Raw genomic sequence first — 19,220 nt, forward strand, 5'->3', positions numbered from 1 at the left:
CGGCGTCGCGGTCACGGGTGCACCGACGGCGGGGCGGCCCGAAGTACTCTTGGCTCGCGCTGCTGTGGGCGCTCGCATCGGCCCTCGGCTTCACCGCGGCCCACGCCCGGCAGGCCGTCGAGGGCCCGCAGCCGCCCGAGACCGAGTGGCGCGTTTCCATTCCACTTCGCGACGGCGAACTCCAACTCGGGGAGGTCGTCGGCAAACTTGCAGATGAGGTCGGCATGGATGGCCAGGCCCTCCGCCGCATGTGCGACTACTCCGTCCCCGTGCGCACGCCCGTGGGATCGAGCACGATGCGGCTGATCAGTTCGATCACCGACGGCATCGTCAAATTTAACGTCAGCGGAGATGAAGTGGCGCTGACGATCGATCGCGTGCGCCTGCGCCGCGAACAGACGCAGTTCAATGGCTACCTGCGCGAACTGGTTGAGACGTTCTTTCCCGAGGCGGCTGCGGCTGCGAAGGCGAAGTTCGGCGTTTCGGTTCACCTCGCCGGCGGATCGACTCAGCCGCTTTCGGCTGAGAACGCACCCAGCGATGCCGTGGTGCTCATCCACGGCCTGGACGATCCGGGCCGGCTTTGGACGGCGCTGATTCCTGAGCTGCTCGCAGCCGGCTACGGCGTGTGCGAAGTCACCTACCCAAACGATCAAGCGATTTCCGAATCGTCCGCATTCGTCGCGTCGGTGCTCGAACAGATGCGCGCCAGCGGGGTGGAGCGCATCTCCATCGTCGCCCACTCGATGGGCTCACTCATCAGTCGCGACCTGCTCACCGGGCCGGAGTTCTATGCCGGTACGAGCGACGGGGGCGAGCGCTTCCCGCGGGTGCAGCGGCTGATCATGCTCGGCCCGCCGAACCACGGCTCGCGCATGGCGCTGCTACGCATCGGCTCGGAGGCGCGCGACCAGGTGGTGCGGGCCCTCAGCGGCGACGGCCTGCTCGTGGGCGGGTTCTTCGACGGCGCCGGCGAAGCCCAGGACGACCTCGTGCCGGGCAGCACTTTTCTGGCCAGCCTCAACGCCCGGCCCCTGCCGGCCGGGCTGGCCGTCACGATCATCGCCGGCTCAGCGAGCCCGATCAGCGCCGAAGAACTGCAGGCCATGGCCGAGCGCCTCGACACGCTGGGCACTTCCAAGTACGGCAAACTCTTTGACGGCAGCAACCTCCATGACGCCGCCGACGATCTCATCGACGGTCTCGGCGACGGCTGCGTATCGCTCGAATCGACTCGGCTGGACGGGGTGACGGATCACATCATCCTCCCGGCGAATCACCTCTCCATGATCCGCAACGTCACCTCGCACAGCCAGCGCGTGCCACCCGCCGTGCCCATCATTCTCGACCGCCTCAGGCAAGACCGCAGCGCGGAGGCCGAAGAAGGCGGCTAGCGTGGAGCGCCGGCCCCGGTGGGGGCCGCGTGGGGGAAGCGAGTGTTTCGGACTGAGTTCATTGCCGATGAAGACTGAGCGGCGCCCGGCAGCGCCGATGGAGTACGCGTCCACATGCGAGTTCTGGTTACCGGCAGCAGCGGCCTGATCGGATCGGAGGCGGTGACGTTCTTCGACCGGATGGGCTTTGACATCACCGGCGTTGACAACAACATGCGCGCCGACTTCTTCGGGCCCAAAGGCGATACGACCTGGAACCGCCAGCGGCTCGAATCAACCTGTCGGCGCTTCCGGCACCGCGAACTGGACATCCGCGACCGCGCCGGCGTCGAGGGGCTCTTCAAGGAGAACGCGTTTGATCTGGTGATTCACGCCGCAGCCCAGCCGAGTCACGATCTCGCCGCCTCGCGCCCGTTTGACGACTTCGACGTAAACGCGGTGGGAACGTTGAACCTGCTCGAGGCGTGCCGGCGGCATCGCCCGGAGGCGGTGTTCATTCACATGAGCACGAACAAGGTGTACGGCGACGGGCCGAACCATGTGCCGCTCAAGGAACTCGACACGCGCTGGGACTACGCCGACCCGGCGTACGAGCACGGCATCGCCGAGGACTTCTCGATCGACCAAACGCTGCACTCGCTCTTTGGTGCTTCCAAAGTGGCCGGCGACGTGCTGGCGCAGGAGTACGGGCGGTACTTCGGGCTCAAGACCGGCATCTTCCGCGGCGGCTGCCTGACGGGGCCGCAGCACAGCGGCGTGGAACTGCACGGCTTTCTCAACTATCTCGTGCTCGTCGCCCTGCGCCAGGGGCCGTACACGATTTTCGGCTACAAGGGAAAGCAGGTGCGCGACCAGATCCATTGCCACGACGTCATCAACGCCTTCTGGCACTTCGCGCAGCATCCGCGGCCGGGCGAGGTCTACAACCTCGGCGGCGGCAAGGGCAACGCGGCGAGCCTGCTCGAGTGCGTGGAGATGATTCGCCAGCGCACCGGCAAAAAGCCCGAACTGACCTACAGCGCCACCAACCGCATCGGCGATCACATCTGCTATTACAGCGATCTGCGCAAACTGCAGTCCCACTATCCGACCTGGCGCCTCACGTACAGCCTCGACCGGATCGTGGATGAGATGATCCAGGTCATCTCGGATCAGCGCCGCGCGTAACCTCGGGCATGGCTGCTTTGGAGCGACGGTCGATGCGTCTGACGATCATCAATCAGTTCTACAAGCCCGACATCAGCCCGACGGCTCAGCTCGCCGCTTCGCTGGCCGAACACCGGGTGAAACTCAAGGACGAAGTGCGCATCATCGCCAGCGCCGGCGGGTACGTGCCGCAGGAAGGCGCCCCCGAGCCGACGATGTTCGACAATCCTCGCATCCATCGCATCTGGTCGCCGAACCTGGGCAAGTCGAGCAAGATCCGCCGCTGCATCGACTACGGCGTGTTCTACCTTCTGGCGGCATGGAACACAGCCATCCTGCCGCGGCAGGACATCATCATCGCGCTGACGACTCCGCCCTTCATCGTCTGGGCTGCCTTGCTGCACAAGTTCCTGCACCCCTGGACTCGCGTCATCCTCTGGAACATGGACTGCTACCCCGAGGCGGCCGAGCGCACGGGCGTCCTCCGCGAAGGCAGCCGGGCCAGCCGCATCATGCGCGGGATGAACCGCAAACTCTTTGGCAAGATCGATCATCTCATCGTGCTCGACTCGGCGATGCGCGACCTGCTGCTCACGCAGTACGCGCCGCCCCGACGGCCCGTGCCTTGCACCATCATTCCGAACTGGGAGCCGGCGGCCATGTTTCCGCTCGTGCGCGAAAAGCGCAAGTGGGCCCAGGCGGAGGGGCTCGGGCTGAGCGACCAGTTCGTCGTGCTCTACCTGGGCAACACCGGCTACGGCCACCAGTTCGAGACCGTGCTCGACGCCGCCGAGCAGTTGCGCGATGAGAAGGTGACATTCTTCTTCGTCGGCGGCGGCTCGCGGTGGGATGACATCAGGCGCGACGCCGAGAAGCGCGGCCTGAGCAACGTCCTCATGCACGACTACGTGCCCAAGGAAGAGACGCCGACCGTGATGGCGGGCGCAGACTGCGCTCTGATCACCCTGCGCGATATCGTTCTGGGCGTCATGAGCCCGAGCAAACTGCACGCCAATCTCGCGGCCGGCCTGCCGATTCTCTACGTCGGCCCGCGCGGCAGCAACGTGGACGACGCGATTGCGCAATTCAACTGCGGGGCTGGTTTCCGCCATGGCGACGTGGATGGCGTCGTGAAGTTCGTGCGCGAACTCAAGGCCGATCGGGCCCGGCACCTGGCGCTGCGGCAGGCGGCGCGGGCGGCGTTTGATGCGGCCTACTGCGACACGCACACGCTTCCGGCGTTCGACCGCGTGATCGACGAGGTCCTGCGCCGCCGCAGCGAGCCGCCGACCGCGAGGCATGAGCCATCGCAGAGGGGAGAGGTCGGCCCGATGCGCGTGACGCCGGATGCGACCGCCCCTTCCGGCCGCGCAGCGAGTGACGTCGCGTGAGCGCCGTCTCCCCCACCGTTGCGCCGGCTTCCGAGGCGGCCCCGCCGCGCCCCATGCCGCGCGACCCGCGCGCCGATGAACTGGCGGTCCAACTCCACCCCGATCGTTATCCGCCCGGCCGCTGGCCGGCGGTGGGCAGCGTTCCAGTAAGCGTGCTCATTCCCGTGCGCAACGAGCAGCGCAACATCGTCGAGTGCATCCGGCACGTCCGCTGGGCGCAGCACATCGCCGTGATCGACTCGCAGTCCAGCGACGACACCATCGCGCTGGCGCAGGCGATGGGCGCGGAGGTGTACCAGTTTCACTATTCCAAGGCCGGCTGGCCGAAGAAGAAGAACTGGGCGCTCGAGCACGTGCCCTGGCCGACGCCGTGGGTGCTTATCATGGACGCCGACGAGCACATGACGCCCGAACTCACCGAAGAAGTGCGCCAGGTGGTGACGGGGCAGTATCCGCAGGGCAACGGCTGCGGCGACGGCTACTGGCTCAACCGCCGGTTCATCTTCATGAACCGCTGGATCAGGCACTGCGGCTACTACCCGTCGTGGAACATCCGGCTCTTCAAGCACGCGCGGGGCCGCTACGAGCGCATCGGCGCTCTTGGCGACACCGGCTCGGGCGACAACGAGGTGCACGAGCACATCGTTCTCTCCACCGGCCAGGCCGGCTATCTCAAGAACGACTTCCTGCACTACGCCTATCCCGACATCGCCACCTGGGTCGAAAAGCATAACCGCTACTCGACGTGGGAAGCGCATGCGATGGACGCCGGCGACGCAGGCGAAGTGGAGCCGTCGCTGCTGGGCGGGCCGATCGCGCGGCGGCGGTGGATCAAGTCGCGCTCGCGCCATCTGCCCTTGCGACCGGCGCTGCGGTTTCTCTACTCGTACATTCTCAAGGGCGGCATTCTCGACGGCTATGCGGGGTTCGTCTTCTGCCGCCTGCTGGCGTTTTACGAGTTTCTCTCGGTCGCCAAGTACCGGGAGATGCAGGTGCACCGGCGCGAGGACCCGACGCGGCGATGACCACGGCGACCAATGAAACTTCCGCATCACCTCCCGCCGAGCACCGTCACGTGAGCACGTGGACGACGCGCGAGAAGATCGGCCGCACGCTGTGGTACTGGGTGCAGGCGACGCTGTTTCGCCTGAGTCCCCGGCCGATGTACCGCTGGCGGGGCTGGCTGCTGCGCCTGTTCGGCGCGGACATCCACTCCACGGCGCGCATCCGTCCGACGGTGCGCATCGAAGTACCGTGGCATCTGAGCATCGGCGCAAGTTCATCTGTCGGCGACTTTGCGATCCTGTACTGCCTCGGGACCATCCGCATCGGGCGCAACGTGACCGTCAGCCAGTATGCGCATCTGTGCGCGGGAACGCACGATTTCACACGGCGCGACATGCCGCTGCTGCGGCCGCCGATCGCCATCGAAGACGAGGCGTGGATCGCCGCCGATGTCTTCGTCGGGCCGGAAGTGACCATCGGCGCCGGGTGCGTGGTGGGCGCTCGCTCAAGCGTGTTTGCGGACCTGCCGGCGTGGAGCATCTGCGTGGGCAACCCGGCGCGGCGCGTCAGAGAGCGGCCGCGCTTCGCGGGCGACTGACCCGCCCCCGCGGCTATGCTTGAGTGGCATGGCTCAGCGGCGATTCCACTACGAGCAGGCCTTCGAGCACTACCTCCGCGCCAATCGCGTGCCCTACGTCGCCGTGGACGAAGCGCGCAAGGCCCTTACGCAACCCCACATGCATCCGTCTGCCGTGAGCGGCGACGCGCTCAAGTCGTTCGACTTCGTGGTGTACAGCCCGTCTGGCAACCTGCTGCTCGACGTCAAGGGCCGCAAATGCGCCCTGCGCGGCTCGCCCGCGTCCGGGCGCACGGTCGGCCGGCTCGAGTCTTGGGTGACCGACGATGACGTCGAGTCGCTCGCGGCCTGGCAGCATCTTTTCGGCGATGCTTTTCGGGCCGTGTTCGTTTTTCTCTACTGGTGCGAGGCCCAGCCGCCCGATTCACTTTTTCAGGAGGTCTTCACCTTCCACGACCGCTGGTACGTGCTCCGCTGCGTCGATCTCGCCGATTTCAGGGAGCACATGGTGCGTCGAAGCGAGCGCTGGCGAACGTGGGCGGTGCCGACGGAGGCGTTCCGGCGAATCAGCAGGCCCTTCGAGGTGCACCGGCTCATCAATGACCGCGCTCTGGCCGCGGCAGGTTCGATCTAGAATTCGATGACAGAAACCTGACCGGAAGGGCCGTTTGCGGCATCCGGAAAACCAAGGAGGCTCCACATGAAGAAGCGGAATCCGATCAGCGGCCTGATCGCGCTCAACATCGTCCTGCTGGCCGTGCTGGCGCTCATTCAGTTCGCGCCAGCGGTCAGAGCGGAAGGCTCGAGCGTCGCGGGCGACTACGTGATCGTCGGCGGCAGCCTGAACGGCGCGACGAGCAACGCCGTCTACGTGCTCGACCAGCGCAGCGGTGCGCTGCTGAGTTTCCTCTACGACCGCTCGTCCAAGAGGCTCAACGGCATTGCCGTGCGCAGCGTCGTCAACGACGGCAAGCGGGCCGCGCCCTCGCGCTGAGCGCCGCCCCACCGTCCAGTCGCATTCCCGAACACCTGAAGAACACCCGATCGGACAGAACACGCCATGTCAGACCAGTTGAACAAGAATGAAACGCGGACCGCGGTTGCCTCGCTCTGGGCCGCGGCGTTTATCGTCGGAGCCCTCATTCTCACCAGCGCGGGCCGGCTTGCAGGCAATACAGCCCGGGCGGAGATGGCCATCGATGGCGGCGAGTACGCCCTCGTCACCACCAAGGGCGGCAACCAGGAAATGCTCTACGTCCTCGAGAAGCGCACCGGGCGCATTTTCGTCTACGAGGCCCGGTCCGGCGGCGGAATGGACCTGCTCGACTTCCAGGACGTCGGCGAGTGGGTCAGCCGCATGACCAAACAGGACGACAACTGAGCCGCGACGACCTCCACCTGACGCGCGGATCCCGCCAGCGCGCTATAGTCCGTACTTGTCGGCTCAGCCCGACAATGCCCGCGTCTAAAACCGGCGCCCCCGTCAGGGAGGGCGCCGCGTCTGATACCCTTCCCTGACGTCATTTCGATGATTTTCGACGCAAGAGACGGTGCGCGCCTGCCGGCGCGCCGCTGCGATCGTGATCACTTCCGAGACGCGCGGAAGGAATCGTGTTCATGCCCATCGTTCCCCTCCCCCGCTTCGAGGCCGAAGCCGACCCCAAGGCGCGCGGCCTGAGCGATGAAGAAATCAGCGCCTACCAGCGCCTCGCGCCTCCCGACACCGTCGTCGTCAAGTACGGCCAGATGGGCTTCATTGGGGAGTTTCCCGCGCGGCTCGATCGCGTGCCCGGCTGCGGCACGAAGTTCGTCCTCAAGACGCCGCGCGGCACCGAGATCGGCGAGATGCTCACCACCACCTGCTCCAACGGCGGGTGCGGCAAGAGTCTGACCCGCCGGGAGATGCTCGAGTACATCGAAAACTCCGGCGGTCGGCAGTATCCCTTCACGACCAGCGGTCGCGTGCTGCGCATCGCCGCCGTCGAAGATCTCCAGCACATGGAGCAGTTGCGCGACCTCAAGCGGCCGATGCTCAAGCGGGTCCGCGAGATTGTCGCCGAGTTTTCGCTGCCGATGAAGATCGTCGATATCGAACCGATCCTCGGCGAGGAAGTGCTCACCGTGTACTTCATGTCGGAGAACCGCATCGACTTTCGCGACCTCGTGCACCGGCTCTCCGAAGAGTTTCACTCGCGGGTCGAAATGCGCCAGGTCGGCGCGCGCGAGGAGGCCCGCCTCACGGCCGACTACGAGCGCTGCGGCCAGCACTGCTGCTGCCAGCAGTTCCTTAAGGTGCTCAAGCCGGTGTCGATGAAGTCGGCCAAGGTGCAGAAGGGCACGCTCGATCCGCTCAAGATCTCCGGGCGATGCGGCCGGCTCATGTGCTGCCTGCGCTACGAAGACCAGACCTATGCTGAGCTGAAGAAGAACCTCCCCCACCGCAAGACGCGCGTGGGCACGCCCGACGGCCCGGGCATCGTGATGGATTCGCAGATCCTCACGCAACTCGTACTCGTGCAACTCGAGTCCGATGGCAGCCGCGTCGCGGTGCCGGTCGAACAACTCTGCGATCCAGATGCCATCCCCGTTCGCCCCCCCGAGCCGCGCGAGGCCGAGGTGCAGCGCCGCCCGCGCGGGCCGCGCGAGCGCACCGACTCGGCCGACGAGGCGTTGCGCGGCCTGGGCGCCGACGAGGTGGCCCGGCGGCTCTCGGCCGGGTCCGACGAGTCCGGCGGCGACCAGCCCCTGCCGCGCCAGCGCAAGCACCGGGCCCGCGACCAGCGTGGGCGAGGCGCGGAGCGGCCGCCGGCCAGCGCCGCCGATGCGCCGGCTCAGCCGGGCCAAACCCCGCCGCCGGGCGAGGTCTTCGGCGAGACGCCCGGCCGCCGCCGCAGACGCGGGAGACGGCGCTCCAGTCAGGGCGAGCCCGCCGCGCCCCAGGGTGCGGCGCCCGAAGGCGCACAACGCCCTGAAGGCTCCGCCGGCAACGATGCGGGCGACGCCGGCGGTCAAAAGAGAAAGCGGCGGCGGCGCGGCGGCCGCAAGCGCAAGCGCCGCGGCAGCGAGGGCGATGCGCCTCCGCCTGCCGATCCCGGCTGAAACAGCGCACACTCAGTTCGCCGCTGAGTTGCCCTGGCGCGTAATCGTCCCCAGGTCGATCACCACGTCGCCTTCTGTGTAGAAGTCGGCGTTGAGTTGCCCTTCGCGCACGCTCGTGAAGACCAGCCCGTTGATGGCCATCGCCGCCGCGTACTCGCGATCGCCGCCGCCCGGACCGGCGTAGTCGGCGTTGCTCACTTCCTGCACGTGGAAGTGATAGTGAAACGGCGCGAAGTGCCCGGCCTGCACCATCGTGCCCGGCGCGTAGAACTTCTTGTCGTGAGCCCGCTGGAGCGGCGGATAGAGAATCGGCCGCGGCCGGCCGTCAACGTAATCCACCAGCCCGCCAAACTCGGTGCTCGTGTCCTCGCGGTCGCGCTGCGCCTGCGGGAACAGTTCACTGGCCATCGCCGGGTCGAAGACCATGGCGTCGGCCAGGCGCACGCACAGCAGATCGGCCCACGTCAGTTTCGGCCCCCACTCGCTCAGGCTCTGGGGCCCGTCGTTCAACGACCGCCCCGACATGACCGCCTCGGGATGAACGTGCCCACGCCCCGCCCAGCGAGAGTCGAGGTCCGCCAGCAGCGCCGCCGGCGAAAGCGCGAGCCACTGCGGGTGATGCTCAGCGATGCGCTGGAGAACCGCCAAGTGGCGCAGCCGCAAGCCGCGCCGATTTTCGCTCGGCAGCCCGGCGACAATGTCGCGGCACCTGGCCCACCAGGCTTCGTGTTCCGGCCGGCTCAGATCCTGCAGCCAGAGCACCTCTTCGCGCGTGCGTGCGATGACGCCCAGCTCGACGTAGCCGCGCCTCAGGTCGCTGAGGAAGGCGTCTTCCGTCTGCAGCGACGCGAGCCGGTCCTGCCACACATCCGGCTCACCGAGGCGATTGAGCAGTTCCCACGCCGCAAGGCGCCACTGCGCGTGAACGACGTTCTCCGGCTCGGTCGCCACCACGTCGAAAACGATCTCACGGATGTCGTGGCCCGGGTGCAGCGCCTGCAGCGCCAGCCGCTCGGGCCGCGTCTCGTCGTCGTAGAGCGCGCATGGCCGATAGAGCGATCGCACGAGCGAAGGCGTCATGTCCACCCAGCCGCGATCGGCGATGAGTTCGCAGGCCCACTCGACAAAGCCCCACGTCGGGTGCGTGGGCATGCGGTATTCGATGACGGCCTTGGCTTCGGCCGGGTCGTGCTCTTCGAGTTGCTGCCAGGCGGAGGCGCGGTACGCAACGGAATACGACGGGCCGCTGATGATCTCTTTGAGTTGTTCGACGCGGCGGGGATCGTCGGGCGACACGGCGCGGGCCTGCTCCATCGCCGCGTCGCGCTCGCGCGCCGTGAGGCGAGGATCGACCATCGCGGCGACCGGATCGTCGAATTCGCGCGGTTCGGCGCAACTCACCAGCGCCGCCGCAACGCCACCGTACAGCAGCAGCAAAAGCGCGCGACAGCGTCCTTTCAGGTGTCGGCTGGAGTTCATCGCTGATTCTAGGAGCCGCCTGCCGCGAGCCTCTCTGGAACCGCGGGCCGCACTCGTTTACCATTGACTGCGGCCGCGAGGAGCCGCCTGACTTCACTTTCCTGACACGGTTGCACGATGGCGCAGACTGCCGAACCTTCCCTCTTCGAACAGGTGGAGCGCGTGATCCAGCTCATCCGCCCGGCGATGCAGGCCGACGGCGGAGATGTGGAACTCGTCGAAGTCACCGAGCAGGGCGTCGTGCGCATCCGCTTCCACGGCGCCTGCTTCGGCTGTCCGTCGAGCACGCTCACGCTCCAGTCGGGCATCGAGCGCAATCTCAAGCAGCGCCTGCCCGTGATCAAGAGCGTCGAGTCCGTCGCCTGAGCAACCCCTTCACGGACGCCGCCGCCCACGCACGAATTGACTTGCGGCCGGTTGCGGCGAAGGTATGGGCATGCTCACCACCATTGCCGCCGCCGCCTTGTTCACGCTCCAGCCCGTTCCCCCCGCCGACGTCGTCATCCAGAACGCGCGGATCTGGAGCGACGGCCTGCCCGGCTTCGCGGCTTTCGCCGCCGTGCGCGACGGCGAATTCGTCTACGTCGGCGATGCGGCCCCCGAGTGGATCGGCCCGCAGACGGTGGTCCTCGACGCCCGGCAGCGCCTCGTGCTGCCCGGGCTCATCGACTCGCACGTACACATGCTCGGCGGCGGCACGGGCCTGGCCCAACTCCAACTGCGCGACGCGGCCGACAAGGACGAATTTATCGCACGCATCGCCCGGTGGTCGGACCAGTTGCGCCCCGGTAAGTGGATCCTTGGCGGCCGGTGGTCGGTGGAGAGCTGGACGAGCCCGGAAGCGCCGCGCAAGGAGTGGATCGACGAAGTCACCGCCGGACATCCCCTCTACCTGCCGCGCATGGATGGTCACTCGGCGCTGGTCAACTCCGCCGCGCTGGAACTGGCCGGCATCACGCGCGACGGCCCCGACGACCCCGAAGGCGGCGTGATCGATCGCGACCCGCAGACGCGCGAGCCAACCGGCATCCTCCGCGAGTCGGCGATGCGCCTCGTGTCGCGCTTCATCCCCGAGCCGACCGTTGATGACAAAGTCGATGCCCTCCGCGCCGCCATGCACCACGCCCTGGCGCACGGCATCACCAGCGTCTCAGACGTTGCCTCCATCGGCGACCTGCCCGCGTATGAACTTCTGGCCGCGGATGAGAACCTGCCCATGCGGCTGTTCGTTTACGCGACCGCCGACGACTGGGCCGATGCCGCCGAGATCATCAAGTCTTTTCAGGGTCGCGAAGACTGGATCGAAGTCAATGGTCTCAAGACGTACCTCGACGGCAGCCTCGGCTCGCGCACGGCGATGATGCGCGATCCCTACCTGGGCAACCGGCCCGATCAGCCGCAGTGGCGCGGCCTGTTTCGCGAGGGCGTAGAGGACGGCCGCTTCGACGCCAACCTTGCCGCGGCGCAGCGCGCGGGCCTTCAGCCCATCGTGCACGCCATCGGCGACCAGGCGAATCGCTTCCTGCTCAGCACGTATGCGGCGCACTTCGACCATCTCCGCGCCGCCCGCTGCCGCAGCGAACACGCGCAGCACCTGCTGCCCGATGACATCCAGCGCTTCGGCGATCTCGGCGTGATCGCTTCAATGCAACCTTATCACAAGGCCGACGACGGCCGCTACGCCGAAGCCATCATCGGCCCCTATCGCGCGCGATCCAGTTACGCCTACAAGTCGCTGCTCGACGCCGGCGCCGTGCTCGCGTTCGGCTCCGACTGGCCGGTGGTGTCGATCAACCCGATGCTCGGCGTCGAAGCGGCGGTCACGGGCCGCACCCTGGCGGGCGAAATCTGGCAGCCGCAGGAGAATCTCACCGTGGGCGAAGCCCTGCGCTGCTACACGACGCGGGCCGCGTACGCCATGTTCGAAGACGACCGCCTCGGCCGCATCGCCCCCGGCTACCGCGCCGACTTTGTCATCCTGAGCGCCTCCCCCTTCGACGCCGAGCCGAAGTGGAGCGAGATTCATCCCGTCGCGGTGTATGTGGATGGGGTGATGAGGTATGAGGCGGGGGAATGAAAGACTTCGCAGTTCGCTCCTAAGCATTTTGCTTATCCCCGTTCGCTGCGGATGGGGTGTAGAGTCTCAAATCGTCGGTTTGTCCGACACAGGGGCCATGATGCCGTCGATTTCGCTCCACGAGGAAATGCCGGGGGCCGAGCTTGTCACGCTCATCGAAGCGCGCGACGCGCCACATCTGCGCGAACTGCTCAAATCGCGGGGCCTGGGCGCCATACGCCTCCATGAGCGAGGCGACGGCGACACGCTGCACCGATCGCTGACGGTCTGCGCTATCACGGACGCCGACTTCGAGTGGCTCATCGGCAGCGGACCAGATGGCTACCGCTGGGCCGCCGCATCGCTCTACGCCGGCAAGACTCCCGGAGTGACCGACGGGTCGCATCAACCATCGGCCTCCCCGGAGTCCTGCTCGGGCGGTGGTGGCTGACCTCCACCGTGGGTCACCGTATTCAAGAGGTCGATCAGCATCCCCTGCACTTCCGCCAGTCTGCGGCACCGGTCCGGCTGCTCGCCACCGCGTTGGGCGTCGGCCAGGTTGCGCCGATGCTCGACGTAAAGCAGTTGAGACAAACCGCGCTGCACGGCTCCGCGCAGGTGAGCCATTTCGCGCTCGCTCGCGAGAGTTCCCGCGCCCGGCGGCGGAAAATCGCTCAGCGCTTCGAGGATCGCATCGAGCGTGAGCGCGGAATCGACTCGCGCCTCGGCAAGCCGATTCCTCGCTACACGCGCCAGGTCGAACGTCATGGTTCAACTCCTTAGGCGGGCGGAAACTCCCAGTCTATATCGTCATCGACGCGCCCGCCCGATCGCTTTATGAGGCTTTTGCTCGAATTATTGCCCGGCGGGTTTGCGATTGTCGCCCGGGAGACTCAGGCTTCCGTCTCTTCAGGCGGCTTGTTCGTGCGCCGGATCGCGGTGTCTGCAACGGGAGGCGGGGCAGTCACGTTCGCAGCCCGGTAGCCGCTTCCGCCGGAGAAAATCGCTCCCACGATCAGAAAGGAGGCAACCAGCCACACCAGAGCGACGAAGCCGCCTGCGACCTGAATCAGCCGCCCCCAAAGGGACTCACGCCACTCCGCGCCGATGGCGAGCAACCCGTACGCCGCCAATGGAGAACCGACGAGCAGCATTAACCTGCCGATCCAACGCTTCATTTCAGACTCCAGAAAAGAGATTTCGCGCTTGCCCTCTGCCGCCAGGCACAGGCGCAAGCGTGATCCAATGCTACACCTCACTCCGCGTTTCGTCGCCCGCCCGGGAGGTAGCGTGCAACCGAATCCGCTCCGGTCAAGCGACGGCAACAAGCGACTACCCCGCCCGCAGCATCCGCACCTCTTCCGCCCTCACCCGCACATCCCCCTCAATCAACCGGCTCACGTTGTACTTCGGCTGCTGCAAAGAACCCGGACACAGCGAGAGAGCAGGATGAGCGCCGCCTTGGAATCGCGCCGCGCCGCGCGGGTGCAGACCGGAGGAAGTTGGAATCGAACCGCGCTGCCAACGCGCAGGCGTTTTCGGACGTCAATCGGGTCGCTTTGCGAGGTCTGCGGACCTGATGGCGCGCTGTTCCCGCAGCGCCGGCCATCGACCGTTCACGGGCGTGAGTCGGCGATTGCGGCGGCATAATGGCGATGGACCATTGCCGCCGGCCGGCGCGTTGTTCCAGAGAGGCGTTCAAAGAGTTCTTTGGAGCGTTCATTTGACTCGTTGGAGGCTCCATTTGCGCACGGCGGACCCAGTTATACGTTAATGGAACTTCCGCTTGAAGAAGAGAACGCACTGCGCATGCAAGCGGATCTTCCGCTTGGCTTTTTCCCTCCTCCATCTATGCAAGCGGGCCCTCGAAGGTGTCCCGCGAAGGTTCCAAGGATCCATCGAAATCTTCCGCTTGAAGATCGCAGCGCACTTCCCGGACCCAGGGCGCCTCGCCAACGTCCGGGCCTCATCCAGTCGTGATCGGACGGCTCCGCGAGCCCACCACGAAATCACATACACCAGCCCCGATCGCGCCCACTGGTCGGCCCACTGACCCCTCACCCCGGGCCGGACCCGCCCACAAGCCACCTTGACCAAACAGGCTCCTGACAATAGACTGCGCCACGATGGCCAAACGGAAAAGCGGCCCGAAATCGGCTTCGCGCGGCAAGGCGGCCGCTGAGGAGGCTGAGTCCTCCTGCTCAGCCGACGCCGACCGCGAAGCGACTGCGTTCCACAAACGAACGGGTAGAATCATCAAACTCCTCACTGTTCAAGAGATTCTCGATGAGGAGTGGGTGCAGAAGATGTGAGGCAAGTAAGGAATCGCGATGAGCGTTACCGACTGGTTTCGATCTTTCAATAGTGAACTGCAAGTGACGCGAGCCGACACCATCTCGGATCGGTATAAGGCAATCACGCGACGCCTGAATACGGATTATTGGGCGACGACCTCCGATACCTCGCACAGTTTGTATGTCGGCTCCTACGGCCGGAACACAGCCATTCGAGGCTTTAGCGACCTTGACATGCTCATGCAGCTGCCTTATGCAGTATACGAGCAATATAATAATCATAGCGGCAACGGCCAGTCCGCCCTTCTGCAGGCGGTAAAGGCGTCGATCGAAAAGACCTATTCGACGACCAGCATCAGGGCTGACGGGCAAGTCATCCTTGTACCGTTTACAGATGGAATCACGTTTGAAGTTGTGCCTGCGTTCGAGAACAAGAACAGCAGCTTCACCTACCCGAACGCGAACGGCGGCGGAAGTTGGGAGACCACAGATCCACGGCGGGAGATCGAGGCAATTCGACTGCGGAATGCTGCCTGTAACTCTAATCTCGTACCTCTATGCAAGATGATGCGCGCATGGAAGGGCTGCTGGGGCGTTCCGATCGGTGGATTGCTGATCGATACGCTTGCATATCAGTTCATTGAGAACTACGAGCACCGAGACAAGTCGTACCTGTACTATGACTTCATGTGCAGGGACTTCTTTCACTGGATGGCTAATCAAAGCGAGGCGCAAGAGTGGTGGCGAGCGCCGGGCAGCGGTGCGTATGTCTACGGGAAGGGGCTGTTTCAATACAAGGCCAAGCGTTGCTACAATATCGCGCTGGAAGCAATAGCGCACGAGCAGGCCGATCCCAAACGGGAGTGGTCAGCGAAGCAGAAGTGGAGAGAAATCTTTGGATCATCCTTCCCCTCCTGAGCCCATCGAGAGCGCCCGAGGCGCGCTTGAGGATCAGATTCGAGAGTGTTTCGGGCGAGTGGTTTACTCACATAAGACGCACGAGAAGTGTGCCGACATTCTGCTCGATCGGCTCGGTAAGATCAAACTGGCGCAAATTGTACTCTCGGCGCTAGCTGCTGGAGGCTTCCTTGTTATTCTATTTGGGGAGGGGCGGCCAACCGCGATCATTGGTGCCATTATCACCACGTCGCTGCTCGTCTTGAACGCGTATACCAAGGATTACGATCTAGGTGAGATAGCTCAAAGACATCGACAGGCAGCGGCTGATTTGTGGCTCGTTCGTGAAGGGTACTTGTCGCTGCTGACCGATATTCGTGGGCAGGCCGCGGGTCTCGATGTTTGTCGTACGCGACGCGATGATCTCCTGGCTCAATTGCACTCAGTGTATTCAGGCGCACCGAGCACGATGTGCAAGGCGTATAAAGCTGCGCAAACCGCGCTTCAAGAACTTGACGAACTCACGTTTGACGACGGCGAGATCGATAAGTTTCTTCCTCAGTGCCTGAGAAAGGCCAAAGGCTAGCAAACCGGCAGCAGTTGCTCGCGTCGGCATCGCGCGCGGCAGCAGCGCGCTGGTGCTCAGCCCGGGTGACTTCAGCGTGGTCGTGCGCGCCCTCGAGACGGTCAACGATGGCCGATCGCTCAATGTGCCGCGCGTGCTGGTGAACAACAACCAGCAGGCGTCGCTCAACTCCGTGCTCCAGCAGCCCTTTGTGAGCATCAACGCCTTTGACACGATTGCGACGACTTCGTTCGGCGGGAGGCTGGAAGCCTCGCTTGACTACGGCACCCGCACCATCAAAGCACAGCTCGTTGGATTCCTTCGTGCGCGCTTCGTGTTCTTTGTGTCCTTCGTGGAAAACGTTGCGGTGTACAGCACTGCACGCGCCGAGCGGCGATCAGGCGGAGTGCGACACGTCGATGAGCGATTGCAGCGCGGCATTTGCCTTGCCGCTGGCGATCGAGTCGCGCGACATGGCAACGCCCACTGCAAACTCGGGCGCGAGGTCAGCCACGACCAGCGCCGCCGCTGCGTTGAGCACGGCCATTTCCGCGTGCGGCCCCGGCCGGCCTGAGAGAACTTCTGTGATGATCCGGGCTGCGTCGGCCACGTCGGCGGCTGGGGGCGGAGCATCGCTGGGCGCCATGCCCAGCGACGCCGGGTCGCACCTGCCGGCGTGAACAGCGCCGGCCCGACAGTCGGCGAGTTGATTGGGGCCGGCGGTGGAGAGTTCGTCGAGCCCGCCGCAGCCGTGCACGATCATCGCGCGATGGGCGCCCAGCCGCGTGAGCGCCTGCGCGAGCAGATCGACAAACTGCGGCGCGTAGACGCCGATGACCTGACGCCGGGCGCCGGCTGGGTTGGTCAGCGGGCCGAGGAGATTGAAGATGGTGGGAAAGCCCAGCGAGCGGCGGGCGGGCATGGCGTGGCGCGTGGCGGGGTGGTGATGGATCGCAAACGAAAAGCTCAGCCCGGCCGTCTGCAGGCAGCGGGCCTGGACGTCGGGCGGAGCATTGACGTTGACGCCGAGATGCTCGAGGACTTCGGCCGAGCCGCGGCCGGTGCGCGAGCGGTTGCCGTGTTTGGCGACGACGGCGCCGGCGCCGGCGGCGACGACGGCCGCGGCGGTGGAGACGTTGAAAGTCTTGGGCGCGCCGCCGGTGCCGCAGGTGTCGATGAGCCGATCGCGGAGATCGTCGGGCACGGGCACGCGGGTCACGTGCTCGCGCATGACGCGTGCCGCGCCGACGAGTTCATCCACGCCCGGGCCGCGCTGCGCGAGCACGGTGAGGAGCTGGGCGATCCGCTCCGTCTGGGCCCGGCCGGTCATGATGAGCGAAAACGCCTGATGCGCCTCGTCTTCGCTCAGCGAAGGGCGGCTTTGCGCAAGGGCAATGAGCGGCTCAAGATCGGCGGCGGGTGCGGCGGACATGATCCGGCCATTCTAGGTGTGCGACCCGAGGAGCACGGGCGGAGGGTGATGCAACAGGTCGGCGCCGCGGTTCGTATGATCTGACACCCGCCCAGCGGCCGATGTTGTGCAGTGCACCCGGAGAAATGCCATGCAGCAGCGAATTCGAATGATCGCGCTTTGCTTCGCGTCCTGTGTGCTTGTGCTGGCAGGCGGCTGCCTCGAGCGCAAGGAGCGCATCATCGTCAACGCAGACGGTTCGAGCGAGATCCGGCTGATCGTCGAGGGAGAGGATGAGACTGATCTCAACGAGGGCGACCGACTGCCTCGCAACGGCGGCCAGTGGCTCGTCGAGCGCTCCAAACGGCAGACGCCTGACGGCGAAACGGTGCATCGGCTCGCGGCGGTGGCGCGCTACCCGGCCGGGTTCGATCTGCCATCCAACTTCGCCGATGTCAGCGACCAGATGGCCAAGGCGTATCTGCAGTTTCCGACGCAGGTCACGATGGAGGAGCGGCCCGACGGGTGGTACTACCACTTTCACCGCACCTACGAGCCGCGCGCTTACGCGCAGGTCGGCTTTCTGCAGGATGCGGCCGGCGAACAGGCGAGCAGTTTCGCCGCCAAGCAGCAGGCGGGCGAGGAGATCGGCCTGGTCGATTTCAAGGGCGTATCAGAAGTGCTCGTGAAGGTGGCCATCGGCAAGATCGAGATCTTCGCGCGCGAGGCGTTTCTTGAGACCAACCCGAACACGCCACAGGACACGTGGCTCGATGTGCACGACGCCCTCGAGGAGTTGCGCAAGGGCGCGAACTACGACCGCATGGCGGTGATTCTCCAGAACGCCGACAAGCAGGACAACTCGCAACTCATGGAGCAACTGGCCGAGGAGTTCGATAAGGTGACGACGGACACGATCATCTCGGCGCTGAGCGGCAGCCCCTACGTGCGCGACACCGGCGCGTTCCGTCAGCGCTTCGCGTTCCACAAGAAGGCGTTCGAGATCACCGAAGACCTCGGGGACGAGCGGTTCGAAGTTTCAGTGCAGATGCCCGGCACGATCGTCTCGCACAACGGCGACAGCAAGACGAACAACGTCGTGACCTGGACGTTCGCCGGCAAGATGCTCTACGACCGCACGGTGGAACTGCTCGTCACGTCGCGCATCGAGCGGTGAAGGTCGACGCCTCAGCCGGCTTTCTGGCCGGCGGACACGCGCGGGCCCGACGCGCCGGGCTGGATCGTCTGGTGCCGCACGATCTGGCCTTCCTGCATGTAGATGATGTCCTCGGCGACGTTGGTGGTGTGATCGGCGATGCGCTCAAGCGCTCGCGACACGCCGAGCATGTGAATGAGGCGCTCGAGTTCATCGGGCGACTGCCGTATGCCCGACTCGACGCGGGTGTACATCTCGCGGTTGATGGCATCGACTTCGTCGTCGGCGGCGAGCACCTGGTAGGCCAGAGACTTGTCTTCTTTCACCATGGCGTCGAGCGTGGTCTTGAGCATCCACTCGACCTTGCCGGACATGGCGAAGAAGTCAAAGGGCATCTTCGTGGGCGGCTGGTTCGAAAGATAAAACGCCCGGCTGGCGATGTTCGTGGCGAGGTCGCCGATGCGCTCGAGGTCGTTGTTGATTTTGAGCACCGCTACGACGAAGCGCAGATCATGGGCCACGGGCTGATGCAGCGCGAGCACCTTGAGGCATTCTTCTTCGAGTTCGACCTCGGCCCGGTCGATCTCGGCGTCGGACTTGATGACCTGCGTGGCGAGGCGCGAGTCGCGGTTCTGCACCGACAACACGGCCCGGTGGACGCTCTCTTCGACGAGCGCCCCGAGGGCCAGCAGGCGCTTCTTGAGGCGTTCGATCTCATGAACAAAGTGCTGCGACATAAGATGACCTCTC

At 65.4% G+C, this 19,220-nt stretch carries 21 protein-coding genes; 16 read left to right on the top strand and 5 right to left on the bottom strand.

All coding sequences use genetic code 11. The features are described from left to right. Nucleotides 1-17 precede the first annotated feature (17 nt). The 9 genes from IT430_12520 (at nucleotide 18) to IT430_12560 (ending at nucleotide 8,612) form a co-directional block, all read left to right on the top strand. Nucleotides 18-1,394 carry an alpha/beta fold hydrolase gene (locus tag IT430_12520; GenBank protein ID MCC6908760.1) on the top strand — a complete coding sequence of 459 codons (1,377 nt, stop codon included), beginning with the start codon at nucleotides 18-20 and terminating at the stop codon, nucleotides 1,392-1,394. Nucleotides 1,395-1,508: 114 nt separating this feature from the next. After that, the gene (locus IT430_12525) at nucleotides 1,509-2,561 is read left to right on the top strand and encodes an NAD-dependent epimerase/dehydratase family protein (GenBank protein MCC6908761.1); all 1,053 of its coding nucleotides are present in this window, start codon (nucleotides 1,509-1,511) and stop codon (nucleotides 2,559-2,561) included. Between the two features lie 32 nt (nucleotides 2,562-2,593). Then, nucleotides 2,594-3,931 (top strand): glycosyltransferase family 4 protein, encoded by a 1,338-nt coding sequence (locus IT430_12530; GenBank protein MCC6908762.1) that lies wholly within the window; start codon nucleotides 2,594-2,596, stop codon nucleotides 3,929-3,931. Further along, nucleotides 3,928-4,956 carry a glycosyltransferase family 2 protein gene (locus tag IT430_12535; protein ID MCC6908763.1) on the top strand — a complete coding sequence of 343 codons (1,029 nt, stop codon included), beginning with the start codon at nucleotides 3,928-3,930 and terminating at the stop codon, nucleotides 4,954-4,956. The genes IT430_12530 and IT430_12535 overlap by 4 nt, the downstream gene beginning before the upstream one ends. Next, nucleotides 4,953-5,534, top strand: coding sequence for a colanic acid biosynthesis acetyltransferase WcaF (gene wcaF / locus IT430_12540; GenBank protein MCC6908764.1), 582 nt, complete (start codon nucleotides 4,953-4,955; stop codon nucleotides 5,532-5,534). The genes IT430_12535 and wcaF overlap by 4 nt, the downstream gene beginning before the upstream one ends. A 28-nt stretch (nucleotides 5,535-5,562) precedes the next feature. Then, nucleotides 5,563-6,147: an HYExAFE family protein gene (locus IT430_12545; protein MCC6908765.1), complete on the top strand. Its 585-nt coding sequence runs from the start codon at nucleotides 5,563-5,565 to the stop codon at nucleotides 6,145-6,147. 66 nt (nucleotides 6,148-6,213) lie between these two features. After that, entirely contained in the window at nucleotides 6,214-6,507 is a 294-nt protein-coding gene (locus IT430_12550) for a hypothetical protein (GenBank protein MCC6908766.1), read from the top strand. Between the two features lie 66 nt (nucleotides 6,508-6,573). Next, nucleotides 6,574-6,894, top strand: a complete 321-nt coding sequence (locus tag IT430_12555; GenBank protein ID MCC6908767.1) for a hypothetical protein — start codon at nucleotides 6,574-6,576, stop codon at nucleotides 6,892-6,894. Between the two features lie 236 nt (nucleotides 6,895-7,130). Continuing rightward, the gene (locus tag IT430_12560) at nucleotides 7,131-8,612 is read left to right on the top strand and encodes a hypothetical protein (protein ID MCC6908768.1); all 1,482 of its coding nucleotides are present in this window, start codon (nucleotides 7,131-7,133) and stop codon (nucleotides 8,610-8,612) included. 12 nt (nucleotides 8,613-8,624) lie between these two features. Here IT430_12560 and IT430_12565 read toward each other — a convergent pair whose 3' ends face one another. Then, entirely contained in the window at nucleotides 8,625-10,091 is a 1,467-nt protein-coding gene (locus IT430_12565; GenBank protein MCC6908769.1) for a hypothetical protein, read from the bottom strand. Between the two features lie 117 nt (nucleotides 10,092-10,208). On the opposite strand from IT430_12565, the gene IT430_12570 reads away from it, so the two are divergent. The 3 genes from IT430_12570 to IT430_12580 all read left to right on the top strand — a co-directional run bounded on the left by IT430_12570 (nucleotide 10,209) and on the right by IT430_12580 (nucleotide 12,598). After that, entirely contained in the window at nucleotides 10,209-10,457 is a 249-nt protein-coding gene (locus IT430_12570; GenBank protein ID MCC6908770.1) for a NifU family protein, read from the top strand. A 70-nt stretch (nucleotides 10,458-10,527) separates the two neighbouring features. Beyond that, nucleotides 10,528-12,168, top strand: a complete 1,641-nt coding sequence (locus IT430_12575) for an amidohydrolase (GenBank protein ID MCC6908771.1) — start codon at nucleotides 10,528-10,530, stop codon at nucleotides 12,166-12,168. A gap of 97 nt (nucleotides 12,169-12,265) precedes the next feature. After that, the gene (locus IT430_12580) at nucleotides 12,266-12,598 is read left to right on the top strand and encodes a hypothetical protein (GenBank protein MCC6908772.1); all 333 of its coding nucleotides are present in this window, start codon (nucleotides 12,266-12,268) and stop codon (nucleotides 12,596-12,598) included. On the opposite strand, the gene IT430_12585 is transcribed toward IT430_12580, so the two are convergent. Together IT430_12585 and IT430_12590 are read right to left on the bottom strand one after the other, a co-directional pair. Beyond that, complete coding sequence (locus IT430_12585; protein ID MCC6908773.1) at nucleotides 12,553-12,915, bottom strand: hypothetical protein; 363 nt, start codon at nucleotides 12,913-12,915, stop codon at nucleotides 12,553-12,555. The two genes, IT430_12580 and IT430_12585, sit on opposite strands and share 46 nt — an antisense overlap. 125 nt (nucleotides 12,916-13,040) lie before the next feature. Further along, entirely contained in the window at nucleotides 13,041-13,382 is a 342-nt protein-coding gene (locus IT430_12590) for a hypothetical protein (protein ID MCC6908774.1), read from the bottom strand. An 891-nt stretch (nucleotides 13,383-14,273) separates the two neighbouring features. Between IT430_12590 and IT430_12595 the strand changes: the two genes are divergently transcribed. The 3 genes from IT430_12595 to IT430_12605 are packed head-to-tail and all read left to right on the top strand — an operon-like array spanning nucleotide 14,274 to nucleotide 15,924. Beyond that, on the top strand, nucleotides 14,274-14,459 hold the full coding sequence (locus IT430_12595; GenBank protein ID MCC6908775.1) for a hypothetical protein: 186 nt from the start codon (nucleotides 14,274-14,276) through the stop codon (nucleotides 14,457-14,459). A gap of 18 nt (nucleotides 14,460-14,477) precedes the next feature. After that, the gene (locus tag IT430_12600) at nucleotides 14,478-15,359 is read left to right on the top strand and encodes a hypothetical protein (protein MCC6908776.1); all 882 of its coding nucleotides are present in this window, start codon (nucleotides 14,478-14,480) and stop codon (nucleotides 15,357-15,359) included. Further along, nucleotides 15,337-15,924 (top strand): SLATT domain-containing protein, encoded by a 588-nt coding sequence (locus IT430_12605; protein MCC6908777.1) that lies wholly within the window; start codon nucleotides 15,337-15,339, stop codon nucleotides 15,922-15,924. Before IT430_12600 ends, IT430_12605 begins: the two co-directional genes overlap by 23 nt. Nucleotides 15,925-16,300: 376 nt before the next feature. Here the strand turns inward: IT430_12605 and trpD are convergent, their stop codons facing one another. Then, nucleotides 16,301-17,335, bottom strand: coding sequence for an anthranilate phosphoribosyltransferase (trpD, locus tag IT430_12610; GenBank protein MCC6908778.1), 1,035 nt, complete (start codon nucleotides 17,333-17,335; stop codon nucleotides 16,301-16,303). 130 nt (nucleotides 17,336-17,465) lie between these two features. Here trpD and IT430_12615 point away from each other — a divergent pair, with 130 nt between their 5' ends. Continuing rightward, nucleotides 17,466-18,491, top strand: coding sequence for a hypothetical protein (locus tag IT430_12615; protein ID MCC6908779.1), 1,026 nt, complete (start codon nucleotides 17,466-17,468; stop codon nucleotides 18,489-18,491). 11 nt (nucleotides 18,492-18,502) lie between these two features. Here the strand turns inward: IT430_12615 and phoU are convergent, their stop codons facing one another. Beyond that, entirely contained in the window at nucleotides 18,503-19,207 is a 705-nt protein-coding gene (phoU, locus tag IT430_12620) for a phosphate signaling complex protein PhoU (protein ID MCC6908780.1), read from the bottom strand. Nucleotides 19,208-19,220 lie beyond the last annotated feature (13 nt).

The organism is Phycisphaerales bacterium (genome assembly GCA_020852515.1).
Lineage (GTDB): Bacteria > Planctomycetota > Phycisphaerae > Phycisphaerales > UBA5793 > UBA5793.

Excerpts from the sequence above, each read along its gene's own strand:
- IT430_12585 (MCC6908773.1), bottom strand. The coding sequence starts at position 12,915 with ATGACGTTCGACCTGGCGCGTGTAGCGAGGAATCGGCTTGCCGAGGCG.
- IT430_12555 (MCC6908767.1), top strand. The coding sequence starts at position 6,574 with ATGTCAGACCAGTTGAACAAGAATGAAACGCGGACCGCGGTTGCCTCG.
- IT430_12560 (MCC6908768.1), top strand. The coding sequence starts at position 7,131 with ATGCCCATCGTTCCCCTCCCCCGCTTCGAGGCCGAAGCCGACCCCAAG.
- IT430_12580 (MCC6908772.1), top strand. The coding sequence starts at position 12,266 with ATGATGCCGTCGATTTCGCTCCACGAGGAAATGCCGGGGGCCGAGCTT.
- IT430_12545 (MCC6908765.1), top strand. The coding sequence starts at position 5,563 with ATGGCTCAGCGGCGATTCCACTACGAGCAGGCCTTCGAGCACTACCTC.
- phoU (MCC6908780.1), bottom strand. The coding sequence starts at position 19,207 with ATGTCGCAGCACTTTGTTCATGAGATCGAACGCCTCAAGAAGCGCCTG.
- IT430_12615 (MCC6908779.1), top strand. The coding sequence starts at position 17,466 with ATGCAGCAGCGAATTCGAATGATCGCGCTTTGCTTCGCGTCCTGTGTG.
- IT430_12595 (MCC6908775.1), top strand. The coding sequence starts at position 14,274 with ATGGCCAAACGGAAAAGCGGCCCGAAATCGGCTTCGCGCGGCAAGGCG.
- IT430_12550 (MCC6908766.1), top strand. The coding sequence starts at position 6,214 with ATGAAGAAGCGGAATCCGATCAGCGGCCTGATCGCGCTCAACATCGTC.
- IT430_12600 (MCC6908776.1), top strand. The coding sequence starts at position 14,478 with ATGAGCGTTACCGACTGGTTTCGATCTTTCAATAGTGAACTGCAAGTG.
- IT430_12570 (MCC6908770.1), top strand. The coding sequence starts at position 10,209 with ATGGCGCAGACTGCCGAACCTTCCCTCTTCGAACAGGTGGAGCGCGTG.
- IT430_12525 (MCC6908761.1), top strand. The coding sequence starts at position 1,509 with ATGCGAGTTCTGGTTACCGGCAGCAGCGGCCTGATCGGATCGGAGGCG.
- wcaF (MCC6908764.1), top strand. The coding sequence starts at position 4,953 with ATGACCACGGCGACCAATGAAACTTCCGCATCACCTCCCGCCGAGCAC.
- trpD (MCC6908778.1), bottom strand. The coding sequence starts at position 17,335 with ATGTCCGCCGCACCCGCCGCCGATCTTGAGCCGCTCATTGCCCTTGCG.
- IT430_12575 (MCC6908771.1), top strand. The coding sequence starts at position 10,528 with ATGCTCACCACCATTGCCGCCGCCGCCTTGTTCACGCTCCAGCCCGTT.
- IT430_12565 (MCC6908769.1), bottom strand. The coding sequence starts at position 10,091 with ATGAACTCCAGCCGACACCTGAAAGGACGCTGTCGCGCGCTTTTGCTG.
- IT430_12530 (MCC6908762.1), top strand. The coding sequence starts at position 2,594 with ATGCGTCTGACGATCATCAATCAGTTCTACAAGCCCGACATCAGCCCG.